At 60.4% G+C, this 12182-nt stretch carries 12 protein-coding genes and 4 tRNA genes; 1 reads left to right on the top strand and 15 read right to left on the bottom strand.

Annotated features, from left to right (window positions below; translation table 11 throughout):
* Positions 1 to 67: 67 nt before the first annotated feature.
* From rpoB to VF673_RS13875, 15 genes are all read right to left on the bottom strand, one after another.
* Complete coding sequence (gene rpoB / locus VF673_RS13945) at positions 68 to 4138, bottom strand: DNA-directed RNA polymerase subunit beta (RefSeq protein ID WP_440292391.1); 4071 nt, start codon at positions 4136 to 4138, stop codon at positions 68 to 70.
* A 206-nt stretch (positions 4139 to 4344) separates the two neighbouring features.
* Positions 4345 to 4716 (bottom strand): 50S ribosomal protein L7/L12, encoded by a 372-nt coding sequence (rplL, locus tag VF673_RS13940; RefSeq protein ID WP_273124472.1) that lies wholly within the window; start codon positions 4714 to 4716, stop codon positions 4345 to 4347.
* Between the two features lie 81 nt (positions 4717 to 4797).
* A complete protein-coding gene (gene rplJ, locus VF673_RS13935; protein WP_090541339.1) occupies positions 4798 to 5298 on the bottom strand; it encodes a 50S ribosomal protein L10 in 501 nt (166 codons plus the stop codon).
* 201 nt (positions 5299 to 5499) lie between these two features.
* The gene (gene rplA, locus VF673_RS13930; RefSeq protein ID WP_320331965.1) at positions 5500 to 6195 is read right to left on the bottom strand and encodes a 50S ribosomal protein L1; all 696 of its coding nucleotides are present in this window, start codon (positions 6193 to 6195) and stop codon (positions 5500 to 5502) included.
* Positions 6195 to 6626 (bottom strand): 50S ribosomal protein L11, encoded by a 432-nt coding sequence (gene rplK, locus VF673_RS13925; RefSeq protein ID WP_090541333.1) that lies wholly within the window; start codon positions 6624 to 6626, stop codon positions 6195 to 6197. Before rplK ends, rplA begins: the two co-directional genes overlap by 1 nt.
* A gap of 114 nt (positions 6627 to 6740) precedes the next feature.
* A complete protein-coding gene (gene nusG / locus VF673_RS13920; RefSeq protein WP_440292390.1) occupies positions 6741 to 7274 on the bottom strand; it encodes a transcription termination/antitermination protein NusG in 534 nt (177 codons plus the stop codon).
* A 9-nt stretch (positions 7275 to 7283) separates the two neighbouring features.
* Positions 7284 to 7652: a preprotein translocase subunit SecE gene (secE, locus tag VF673_RS13915; RefSeq protein ID WP_320331966.1), complete on the bottom strand. Its 369-nt coding sequence runs from the start codon at positions 7650 to 7652 to the stop codon at positions 7284 to 7286.
* Between the two features lie 37 nt (positions 7653 to 7689).
* A tRNA-Trp gene (locus VF673_RS13910) sits at positions 7690 to 7765 on the bottom strand.
* Positions 7766 to 7822: 57 nt separating this feature from the next.
* Positions 7823 to 9022, bottom strand: a complete 1200-nt coding sequence (gene tuf / locus VF673_RS13905) for an elongation factor Tu (RefSeq protein WP_440292389.1) — start codon at positions 9020 to 9022, stop codon at positions 7823 to 7825.
* 91 nt (positions 9023 to 9113) lie between these two features.
* Positions 9114 to 9189 (bottom strand) — tRNA-Thr (locus VF673_RS13900).
* A 23-nt stretch (positions 9190 to 9212) separates the two neighbouring features.
* Positions 9213 to 9286, bottom strand: a tRNA-Gly gene (locus VF673_RS13895).
* Positions 9287 to 9316: 30 nt separating this feature from the next.
* Positions 9317 to 9401: transfer RNA gene (locus VF673_RS13890), tRNA-Tyr, on the bottom strand.
* A 132-nt stretch (positions 9402 to 9533) separates the two neighbouring features.
* Positions 9534 to 10199 carry a hypothetical protein gene (locus VF673_RS13885; protein ID WP_440292388.1) on the bottom strand — a complete coding sequence of 222 codons (666 nt, stop codon included), beginning with the start codon at positions 10197 to 10199 and terminating at the stop codon, positions 9534 to 9536.
* Positions 10196 to 10948 carry a type III pantothenate kinase gene (locus VF673_RS13880; RefSeq protein ID WP_440292398.1) on the bottom strand — a complete coding sequence of 251 codons (753 nt, stop codon included), beginning with the start codon at positions 10946 to 10948 and terminating at the stop codon, positions 10196 to 10198. Before VF673_RS13880 ends, VF673_RS13885 begins: the two co-directional genes overlap by 4 nt.
* Positions 10938 to 11912 (bottom strand): biotin--[acetyl-CoA-carboxylase] ligase, encoded by a 975-nt coding sequence (locus tag VF673_RS13875; RefSeq protein ID WP_440292387.1) that lies wholly within the window; start codon positions 11910 to 11912, stop codon positions 10938 to 10940. Before VF673_RS13875 ends, VF673_RS13880 begins: the two co-directional genes overlap by 11 nt.
* On the opposite strand from VF673_RS13875, the gene VF673_RS13870 reads away from it, so the two are divergent.
* Positions 11911 to 12039, top strand: a complete 129-nt coding sequence (locus tag VF673_RS13870) for a hypothetical protein (protein WP_320332118.1) — start codon at positions 11911 to 11913, stop codon at positions 12037 to 12039. The genes VF673_RS13875 and VF673_RS13870 overlap by 2 nt on opposite strands.
* Positions 12040 to 12182: the final 143 nt, after the last annotated feature.

Genomic DNA, 12182 nt, shown 5'->3' with positions numbered 1-12182 from the left:
GGCCTATACTCCTCGCAGTGTCTCAAGGGCGGCGGATCGCACCGCCCGAGACGTGGGCAGTCGGTGGTTATTCGGATTCCAGGTCGATATCGATGGCCAGAGAACGGATTTCCTTGACCAGCACGTTGAAGGACTCGGGCATGCCGGCCTCCATGCGATGGTCGCCGTCCACGATGTTCTTGTACATCTTGGTACGGCCGTTCACGTCATCCGACTTCACAGTCAGCATCTCCTGCAGGGTGTAGGCGGCACCGTAGGCTTCCAGTGCCCAGACCTCCATCTCCCCGAAGCGCTGACCGCCGAACTGAGCCTTACCACCCAGCGGCTGCTGTGTGACCAGACTGTAGGAACCGGTCGAACGGGCGTGCATCTTGTCGTCGACCAGGTGGTTCAGCTTGAGCATGTACATGTAGCCCACAGTCACCGGCCGGTCGAAGGTGTTGCCGGTACGGCCGTCGTACAGGGTCATCTGACCGCTGTCCGGCAGGTCCGCCAGACGCAGCATGTGCTTGATCTCGTGCTCTTCGGCACCATCGAACACCGGGGTCGCCATGGGCACACCGCTGCGCAGGTTGTTCGCCAGCTCGATGATCTCGCTGTCGCTGAGGGCGTCAAGGTTTTCCTGACGACCGCCCACCTTGTTGTACACCTCGTCGAGGAACTCGCGCAGCTCGGAGACCTTGCGCTGCTCGTCGAGCATGCGGTTGATCTTCTCGCCCAGGCCCTTGGCTGCCAGACCCAGATGGGTCTCGAGGATCTGACCGACGTTCATCCGCGAAGGTACGCCCAGCGGGTTGAGCACGATGTCCACCGGCACGCCGTTCTCGTCGTAAGGCATGTCTTCCACCGGCATGATGACCGAGATGACACCCTTGTTACCATGACGGCCGGCCATCTTGTCACCGGGCTGGATGCGGCGCTTGATAGCCAGGTAGACCTTGACGATCTTCAGCACGCCCGGAGCCAGGTCATCGCCCTGCTGCAGCTTGCGCTTCTTGTCCTCGAACTTCTCGTCGAGCAGCTTGCGACGGTCAACCAGGTAGGCCTGGGTGCGCTCCAGCTGTTCGTTGAGGTTGTCCTCGCTCATGCGCAGCTTGAACCACTGGCCGCGCTCGATGCCCTCGAGGATCTCGGCGGTCAGCACTGTGCCCTTCTTCACGCCGGCACCACCTTCAACGGTGTGACCGATCAGGGCCGCGGACAGACGCTCGAAAGCGGCGGTTTCGACGATGCGGAACTCTTCCTGCAGGTCCTTGCGGATCTCGTCGAGCTGCTGTTTCTCGATGGCCAGGGCACGGCTGTCGCGTTCCACGCCATCACGGGTGAACACCTGGACGTCGATGACGGTACCCTTGGTGCCGGTGGGCACACGCAGGGAGGTGTCCTTCACGTCGGAGGCCTTCTCACCGAAGATCGCGCGCAGCAGCTTCTCCTCCGGAGTCAGCTGGGTTTCGCCCTTGGGCGTGACCTTGCCGACCAGGATGTCGCCAGGGCCGACCTCGGCACCAACATAGACGATACCGGCCTCATCCAGCTTGCCCAGCGCCGCTTCACCGACGTTGGGGATATCGGAGGTGATCTCCTCCGGCCCCAGCTTGGTGTCGCGGGACACGCAGGTCAGTTCCTGGATGTGGATGGTGGTGAAACGGTCTTCCTGTACCACGCGCTCGGAGATGAGGATGGAGTCCTCGAAGTTGTAGCCGTTCCATGGCATGAAGGCCACGCGCATGTTCTGACCCAGGGCCAGCTCGCCCATGTCCACGGAGGAACCATCAGCCAGGATGTCGCGGGCAGCAATCACGTCACCTTTCTTCACCAGCGGCCGCTGGTTGATGCAGGTGTTCTGGTTGGAACGGGTGTACTTGGTCAGGGTGTAGATATCCACACCAGCCTCGCCCGCTTCCACCTCGTCATCATTGACGCGGATAACGATACGACTGGCGTCTACCGAGTCCACTACCCCGCCGCGACGGGCAGCAACACAGACCCCGGAGTCCTGGGCCACGTTGCGCTCCATGCCGGTACCGACCAGCGGCTTCTCGGCGCGCAGAGTGGGCACGGCCTGACGCTGCATGTTCGAACCCATGAGGGCGCGGTTGGCATCGTCGTGCTCGAGGAAGGGAATCAGCGAAGCGGCCACGGAGACCACCTGACGGGGGGACACGTCCATCAGGGTGACTTCTTCGGGCGCCTTGACGCTGAACTCGTTCATGTGGCGGACGGCGACCAGCTCTTCAACCAGCTTGCCATCACGCACTTCCGCGCTGGCCTGGGCGATGACGTGATCGGCTTCTTCGATCGCCGACAGGAACACGATCTCGTCGGTTACCACGGTGTCCTTGACGCGACGGTAGGGGCTTTCGAGGAAGCCGTACTCGTTGGTCCGGGCGTAGGTGGCCAGGGAGTTGATCAGACCGATGTTCGGACCTTCAGGGGTCTCGATCGGGCAGACGCGACCATAGTGGGTCGGGTGTACGTCACGCACCTCGAAGCCGGCACGTTCACGGGTCAGACCACCCGGCCCGAGCGCGGAGACGCGGCGCTTGTGGGTGATCTCCGACAGCGGGTTGTTCTGGTCCATGAACTGGGACAGCTGGCTGGAACCGAAGAACTCCTTGACTGCCGCTGCCACCGGCTTGGCGTTGATCAGGTCCTGGGGCATCAGGCCTTCGCTCTCGGCCATGGACAGACGCTCCTTGACCGCGCGCTCCACGCGCACCAGGCCCACGCGGAACTGGTTCTCGGCCATTTCGCCAACGGAGCGGATACGACGGTTACCCAGGTGATCGATGTCGTCGACCACCCCCTTGCCGTTACGGATGTCGACCAGGGTCTTGAGCACCTCGATGATGTCTTCCTTGCTCAGCACGCCAGGGCCTTCGATCTCTTCGCGACCGATGCGGCGGTTGAACTTCATGCGGCCCACGGCGGACAGGTCGTAGCGGTCGCTGCTGAAGAACAGGTTGCTGAACAGGGTTTCGGCGGCGTCCTTGGTCGGCGGCTCGCCGGGGCGCATCATGCGGTAGATCTCCACCAGGGCATCAAGCTGGCTGGTGGTGGTATCGATACGCAGGGTGTCGGAAATGAAGGGACCGCAGTCGATATCGTTGGTGTACAGGGTCTCCAGATGGGTGACACCTGCCTTGATCAGCTTCTCGATCAGCTCGGCGCTGATTTCGGTATTGCATTCGACCAGAATTTCACCGGTGGCCGGATGCACAACCGGCTTGGCGATGGTACGGCCGATCAGGTAGTCGAAGGGCACTTCGAGGCTGGAAACCCCGGCCTTCTCCAGCTGGTTGATGTGTCGTGCAGTGATACGACGGCCTTTCTCGACGATCACCTTGCCCTTGCCATCAGTGATATCGAAGGTGGCGATTTCGCCACGCAGGCGCTGCGGCACCAGTTCCAGTTGCAGGGTCTCGCCGTGCACCTCGAACTTGTTGGTGTCGTAGAAGATATCCAGAATTTCCTCGGTCTGATAACCCAGGGCGCGCAGCAGCACGGTCGCCGGCAGCTTGCGGCGACGGTCGATACGGACGAAGACCGCATCCTTGGGATCGAACTCGAAGTCCAGCCAGGAGCCGCGGTAGGGAATCACGCGGGCGGAATACAGCAGCTTGCCGGAGCTGTGTGTCTTGCCACGGTCGTGGTCGAAGAACACACCCGGGCTGCGGTGCAGCTGGGAAACGATCACACGCTCGGTACCATTGATCACGAAGGTACCGTTCTCGGTCATCAGGGGTATTTCACCCATGTAGACTTCCTGCTCCTTGATGTCCTTGATCGCCTTGCTGGCAGATTCACGATCAAAGATGATCAGGCGCACTTTAACGCGCAGCGGAACCGCATAGGTCACGCCACGCAGCACACATTCCTTGACGTCGAAAGCCGGCTCACCCAGCCGGTAACCGACATACTCGAGCGCCGCATTACCGGAATAGCTGATAATGGGGAAAACAGATTTGAAGGCCGCGTGCAGACCGATATCACGAACGCCGTCCTTGTCCGCGTCGGCCTGCAGGAATTCCCGGTAGGAATCCAGCTGGATCGCCAGCAGATAGGGCACGTCCATCACATGCGGCAGTTTGCCAAAGTCCTTGCGGATACGTTTTTTCTCAGTGTATGAGTAAGCCATCAGCGTTCCCCAGCTTGGTCACCTGCTTGAGTGGCTCCCCCGACAGGGAAGCCTGAAAATGCTTGCAAGACCTGGTCTTGCGCACTCGCCTGGAGTGGAATCCACTGCAGCCCCGCGGGGCTGCAACGGAAAAAGGCCGGTGGCTCACAGGCCACCAGCCATCAATCCGATCATCGATCAGACTGTCGATGCAAGGTCGCGCAAGCTTACTTGAGCTCGACCGTTGCACCAGCCTCTTCCAGCGACTTCTTCGCGGCTTCGGCTTCTTCCTTGGATACGCCTTCCTTCACGGTGGACGGAGCGCCGTCTACCAGGGCCTTGGCTTCTTTCAGACCCAGACCGGTCAGTTCGCGAACGGCCTTGATGACGTTCACTTTCTTGTCGCCGGCGGAAGCCAGAACGATGTTGAACTCGGTCTGCTCTTCAGCAGCGGCAGCACCGCCAGCAGCCGGGCCGGCTACAACAGCAGCGGCGGCGGAAACGCCGAACTTCTCTTCCATGGCGGCGATCAGTTCAACGACCTGCATGACGGACATTTCGGATACTGCGTTGATGATATCTTCGTTGGTAAGAGCCATGACTCTATATTCCTGTATTGGGGGACACCCCTTGGGGCATCAAAACATTAAAAGCAAACGACGAAAGCAGTGGGCAGCCTATCAGGCAGCTTCGGCTTCCTTCTGATCGCGGACTGCAGCCAAAGTACGAACGAACTTGCTGGTGGCGCCTTGGATAACGCTCATCAGCTGTGCGATTGCTTCGTCGTAAGTCGGCAGAGAAGCCAGCTTGTCGATCTGGTCAGCTGCAAGGTAATTGCCTTCAAACGCGGCTGCCTTGATCTGGAACTTGTCCTGGCTCTTGGCGAATTCCTTGAACAGGCGGGCAGCGGCGCCCGGATGCTCGTTGGAAAACGCGATCAGAGTCGGACCGACAAAGACGTCGTTCAGGCACTCGTACTCGGTACCTTCAACAGCACGACGCAGCAGGGTGTTACGTACGACACGTACGTACACGCCAGCTTCGCGAGCGTCTTTGCGCAGACCAGTCATGGCAGCTACGCCTACACCGCGGGCATCAGCCACAACGGCAGACAGCGCACCTTTGGCAGCTTCGTTGACTTCAGCGACGATGGCCTTTTTGTCTTCGAGCTTGATTGCCACGGGTTCTACTCCTGGATTTACCATTAATCGCCAGAGGCGACATGTTTTGGTGTCTGATCCAGCCTGCACTGAATCGTGAGCACCATCTGCGTAGGTCCGGGATGATTCCCGATTTAAGACTCACATCACCTACGGTCTTGGATAGCCCCCAACTGGCAGGGACCCCAATAGTTGGCGCGCCGCAGGCGACGCGCCGATACATCAGATATTCAGCGAAGCATGATCAACTTGCAGACCCGGGCCCATGGTGGTGCTCAGGGAGACGCGCTGCAGGTAGACACCCTTGGAGGTGGACGGCTTGGCTTTCTTCAGGTCAGCCAGCAGAGCTTCGACGTTCTCCTTCAGCTTGACCGGCTCGAAACCGACCTTGCCTACGGAGCAGTGAATGATGCCGTTCTTGTCGGTACGGTAGCGCACCTGGCCAGCCTTGGCGTTCTTCACGGCGGTAGCCACGTCAGCGGCAACGGTACCGACTTTCGGGTTCGGCATCAGGCCGCGGGGACCCAGTACCTGACCCAGCTGGCCGACAACGCGCATGGCGTCGGGGGAAGCAATGACCACGTCGTAGTTCAGATCACCGGCCTTCATTTCGGCAGCCAGGTCGTCCATGCCGACCTTGTCAGCACCGGCAGCCAGTGCGGCTTCGGCGTTGGCACCCTGGGTGAATACGGCAACGCGAACGGTCTTGCCGGTGCCGTGGGGCAGCAGGGTAGCGCCACGTACAACCTGGTCGGACTTGCGCGGGTCAACACCGAGGTTGACAGCCACATCCACGGATTCGACGAACTTGACATTGGACAGCTCGGCCAGCAGCTGGGCGGCCTCTTCGAAGCTGTACACCTTGGTGCTGTCGACTTTCTCTTTGATCGCCTTCTGGCGCTTGGTCAGCTTGGCCATTACACACCCTCCACGGTCAGACCCATGCTACGGGCGGAACCCGCGATGGTGCGTACAGCTGCTTCCAGATCGGCAGCGGTCAGATCAGCCTGCTTGGTCTTGGCGATCTCTTCCAGCTGAGCGCGGGTAACGGTACCCACTTTCTGGCTGTTCGGACGAGCGGAACCGCCCTTCACGCCTGCGGCCTTCATCAGCAGAACGGCAGCGGGAGTACTCTTGGTTTCAAAAGTGAAGCTGCGGTCGCTGTATACGGTGATGATCACGGGAGTCGGCAGACCCGGCTCTACGCCCTGGGTCTTGGCGTTGAACGCCTTGCAGAATTCCATGATGTTGACGCCGTGCTGGCCCAGAGCCGGACCTACCGGCGGACTCGGGTTAGCCTGGCCGGCCTTGACTTGCAGCTTGATATAAGCCTGAATCTTCTTTGCCATCAGTTTTCTCCATTGGGTGCTAGCGCCTTGCGGCTCCCCGTTAATGTATTGCCCACCGACAACAAAACCCCGCACTGCCTTCAGGCATTGCAGGGTTCAGGCGGGCGAATGAACTCAGCCTTTTTCTACCTGGCCGAATTCGAGCTCCACAGGCGTGGGGCGACCGAAAATGAGAACAGCCACCTGAACACGGCTCTTCTCATAATTCACTTCTTCTACAACACCGTTGAAATCGGCGAAGGGACCGTCAATGACGCGAACCACTTCACCCGGCTCGAACAGCGTCTTGGGCTTGGGCTTGTCGCTGCCGTCGGCAACGCGACGCAGGATGGCTTCGGCTTCGCGATCGGTAATGGGGGCAGGCTTGTCGGCAGCGCCACCGATGAAGCCGAGCACGCGAGGGGTATCCTTGACCAGGTGCCAGGTGCCTTCGTTCATTTCCATCTGCACCAGCACATAACCCGGGAAGAACTTGCGTTCACTCTTGCGCTTCTGTCCGCTGCGCATTTCCACCACTTCTTCGGTGGGCACCAGGATCTCACCAAACTGGTCTTCCATTCCGGCCAGCTTGATACGCTCCTGCAGCGAGCGCATTACGTGCTTTTCAAACCCGGAGTAGGCATGTATGACGTACCAACGCTTGGACACGGAACACCTTTAGCCAATGAACATAGAAATAATCCAACCCAGCAGGGTATCAAGCCCCCAGAGGACCAGGGCCATGATCAGCACGACTGCCACAACGATCAGGGTTGTTTGAGTGGTTTCCGTACGGGTTGGCCAGACGACCTTGCGTATCTCAATACGCGCTTCCTTGAGCAGGGACCAGAAGGCCTTGCCTTTGGCGGTCTGCAGGGCCACGAAGCCCGCGACCAGGCCGAGCGCGACCAGCGCTACGGCACGATACAAAACAGATTCAGCTGCGAAATAATGGTTACCAGCTACGCCGACAAAAACGATTACCGCCACAACGATCCACTTAAGAACGTCCAAGCGGCTGTCGTGAGTTTCTGCCCTGGTGCTCATCTATCGTACTATCCTGTTTTGTCTTTGCCAGATAATCTGGCAGGCCAGGAGGGAATCGAACCCCCAACCTGCGGTTTTGGAGACCGCCGCTCTGCCAATTGAGCTACTGGCCTGTAATCGCAGTTGAGCCGGCAATGATACCGGCTCAACAGAACAAGATCAATCGCCAATTAAGCGATGATCTTGGCAACCACGCCGGCGCCAACGGTACGGCCGCCTTCGCGGATAGCGAAGCGCAGACCCTCTTCCATGGCGATCGGAGCGATCAGGGTAACAACCAGCTTGACGTTGTCGCCCGGCATGACCATTTCCACACCTTCGGGCAGTTCGCAGGAACCGGTCACGTCAGTGGTACGGAAGTAGAACTGCGGACGGTAGCCCTTGAAGAACGGGGTGTGACGACCACCTTCGTCCTTGCCCAGTACGTAGACTTCGGCTTCGAACTGGGTGTGCGGCTTGATGGTGCCCGGCTTGGCCAGAACCTGACCACGCTCAACGTCTTCACGCTTGGTACCACGCAGCAGAACACCAACGTTCTCACCGGCACGGCCTTCGTCCAGCAGCTTGCGGAACATCTCGACACCAGTACAGGTGGTCTTGGTGGTCTCCTTGATGCCGACGATTTCGACCTCTTCCTGGACCTTGATGATACCGCGCTCAACACGACCGGTTACCACAGTACCGCGACCGGAAATGGAGAACACGTCTTCGATCGGCATCAGGAACGGCTTGTCGATGGCACGCTCAGGCTCGGGGATGTAGCTATCCAGAGTCTCGACCAGGGTCTTGACGGCAGTGGTGCCCAGACCGTTGTCGTCGCGACCTTCCAGAGCCATCAGGGCGGAACCGATGATGATCGGAGTGTCGTCGCCGGGGAAGTCGTAGGTGCTCAGCAGATCGCGCACTTCCATTTCCACCAGTTCCAGCAGCTCTTCGTCGTCAACCATGTCGGCCTTGTTCAGGAACACGACGATGTAGGGTACGCCTACCTGACGGGACAGCAGGATATGCTCGCGGGTCTGCGGCATCGGGCCGTCAGCAGCGGAGCAGACCAGGATAGCGCCGTCCATCTGGGCCGCACCGGTGATCATGTTCTTCACGTAGTCGGCGTGACCGGGGCAGTCAACGTGCGCGTAGTGACGGGTCGGGGAATCATACTCAACGTGGGAAGTGTTGATGGTGATACCACGAGCCTTCTCTTCCGGCGCGTTGTCGATCTGGTCGTAGCCCTTGGAAGAGCCGCTGCTGCCGAATACTTCGGCGCAGACGCGGGTCAGGGCTGCGGTCAGAGTGGTCTTGCCGTGGTCAACGTGACCGATGGTGCCCACGTTCAGGTGCGGTTTGCTGCGTTCGAACTTCTCTTTAGCCATCTCGAGAGATCCTCTATGCTGAGCTGAATGCAAGGCGCGAGTCACGCGACCATTAAAATAAAGGCAGATATTTGCATATCTGCCTTATTACTGGAGCTCATGAGCGGATTTGAACCGCTGACCTCACCCTTACCAAGGGTGTGCTCTACCAACTGAGCTACATGAGCTTACAACCTGTGCACTACCGGACTGGAGCGGGTAGCGGGAATCGAACCCGCACCATCAGCTTGGAAGGCTGAGGTTCTACCATTGAACTATACCCGCCAAGAGCTTTTCGCCCGGTAACACTAAATCTGGTGGAGGGGGAAGGATTCGAACCTTCGAAGGCTAAGCCGTCAGATTTACAGTCTGATCCCTTTGACCGCTCGGGAACCCCTCCGCAAAAGAGGCGCCATTTTCATCACTTGGCGCGCCTCTGTCAACACTTTTCTTAGAAAAAACCGCAACTTGAAAGTGTTGACGCCCCAGCAGCCATCCAACTTGTCAGGTGCCTGTCGAAGCGGGCGCTATTCTAGGGGATCTGCTCCTCAATGGCAACGGGTGAACAGGGCTGATATTGATGCTGGAGCGACGGAAAGTCCGCACGCAGCCGCGACAGCAGTGCCTGGTGCACCAGACGACGGGACGCGCCGCCCACCTCGACCACATACTGGCGCTCCTTCCTGCTCAACGCGTGCACATGGGCGTCGTGCCCTTGGGCCTGCAGCTGCTCGCGTCGCAACTCGGCATGGTCCTGCCGCTGGAATACGCCCAGTGACAGCTGCCCAGCCATTTCCCCCTGGGTAATCAGGAAGCTGTCCACGCCCTGTTCCTGCAGCGCCGACAGCTGCAGCACCGCATGACGCTCACCACCGACCACCGGCATCACGAGCCAGTAGTCGGTGCCCATGACCACCTCCCTGGGACGGACCTCCGCTGCGATATCCAGCACCAGCAGGCGCTGACGCAGCTGCTGCGCCTCGCCGGCAGTGGCAAAGCGCCCGAGGGTTACGCATAGCGCCGGGGCCAGGCTCTGGGGTGATGGCAGCTGCGGTTCCGCGACGGCCGGCGACGGCGCCGCGGCAGCCTGTTCGGCAGTCTTCGGGGCGGGTGGGCCGGCCTCCGGAACGCGCTCCTGCCACTGCCAGAGCGCGTACAGGATATTCAGCAGCAACAGGGTGAGGAAGGCATACTTCATGGCCCGAGCTCCATCGGGCAGGCCAGGGCCAGACCACGGAACACCAGATCCGCGACCACGATGGCATTGTCCGGCAGCACGGTGATGAGCGAATGGGCATCACCTCCGGTCAGAATGACCGCCGGATTTTCCCCCAGCAGCCGGCGGGCTACCCGCAACTGCTCCTGGACAAAGCCTGACAGCATCAGCGCACAGCCGCATTCCACCGCTTCGGCCGTGGTCGTACCGGGGCTGGGCTCCACAAGGTTCCACGAGGCCGCTTCGTCATAACGTACCAGTCGCGTATGCTGCAGAAGCGTCGCGCACAGCAGCTTGCTGCCCGGCGCGATGAAGCCACCCAGATGCCGGCCATGCGCATCGACAAAGTCACTGGTGATCGCCGTCCCCAGATCGATCACGACACAGGCGCCTCCGGCCAGCTGATAGCCGGCGACCAACGCCAGCCAGCGATCCATTCCCAGACGCCGGTAGTCCTCGTAGCCATTGCGCACACCCTCCAGCTCCTGGCTCGGCCGAGCAAGCAGAGGCGCACGCTTGAGCCAACTGGTCAGCTGATTGAAGATCACCTGGGTTTCATCTTCAGAGCGGACACTCACCAGACGGCAGCCATGTATCTCTCGCTCCTGACCACCCAGCAGACGCTGCAGTTCCACCAGGTCCGGCGCCATGTCGCCATCGCGCACACGCCCCTCCCTGTCCAGCAGCCGCCACTTGATAAGGGTGTTACCGCAGTCCAGCTCAAGAATCATCATTCAGCCTCAGAGTCACTTCCCCGCCGTGCAGCAGCATCTCACCGGCGGCAGCCTGCAGACGCAGGGCGCCACGCGCATCGACCCCCATGGCCTTGCCGGTCCAGCTGTTGTCGCCGGCCTGGACGCGCACCTCGCGCCCCTGCCACAGATGGTATCGATGCCATGATTCAACAAAGGGCTGGAAGCCTTCGCGCCGGAATCGCTCCAACGCTGCCAGCAGACGCCGGAGAAACTCTCCGGTCAGCGCATTGCGATCAAGCGCGCCGCGCTGCCTGGACAGCAGCAGCGAAGTCCAGGCCTGATCGATGCCCCCCTCAGCGGTCATCAGCACATTGACGCCGACCCCGATGACCGCCACGCAGTCGGAGGTCAGGTCGCCGGCGATCTCGACCAGTATCCCGGCCAGCTTCCGGCCATCAAGCAGGATGTCGTTCGGCCATTTCAGCCCCACGCCGCGGAAGCCGAGGGCTTCAAGGCTTTCTACCAGCACCAGTCCGACCAGCAGACTGAGACCTTCCAGTTTCTGCGCCCCTTCGGAGAAGGGCACGGCGACCGACAGGTATATGTTCTGCGCATAGGGACTCACCCAGGCCCGGCCCCGCCGGCCCTTGCCCGAAGTCTGCTGCTCGGCAATGCATATCCGAATGCCCCCGCCCGCTCCAGACCCTGCCAGCTGACGCATCAGCTCGGCATTGGTGGAGTCCACCGCATCCAGCAACTGCCAGCCGATGTGATCGTCTGACGCCTTGGCCGCCGCCCGGATGGCACTGAGGTCCAGCATGGAGGCACCCTGGGGAACACGGTAGCCCTTGCCACGCACACGCTGCAGGGGATAGTCATCATCCTCGAGCCGTTTGAGCGCCTTCCATACCGCAGCGCGACTGACACCCAGCGCCCTGCCGAGCTCCTCGCCGGAGTGGAACTGTCCGTCGGACATCATCTTCAACAATGGAGCAAGCATGGCTTTCTATCATCAGCAAGGGACTGCGCATGATAGCGCTCGCAGGCGTGTTTATGAATGGGAATATGTCGGCTATGCGGCAGATGCACAGCCAGGCTGGACAATCCGCGAGCTCCTTGAGCAATGACACAGCAGATCGAACGCCGGCAAGAGACACGAAATCTGCCGGAGAGCGGCATGGAAGACGGGCAATGAAGCCCCTGCGCACCCGGGCTGGTCCGGTTGACAGATGACAGGTATTTACCCCGGGGCACGGGGAAACGGAAAAGA

It is taken from the genome of Halopseudomonas sp. Lyrl_26, assembly GCF_051948695.1.
GTDB lineage: Bacteria > Pseudomonadota > Gammaproteobacteria > Pseudomonadales > Pseudomonadaceae > Halopseudomonas > Halopseudomonas formosensis.
This window is presented reverse-complemented; position numbering and strand designations above follow the sequence as displayed.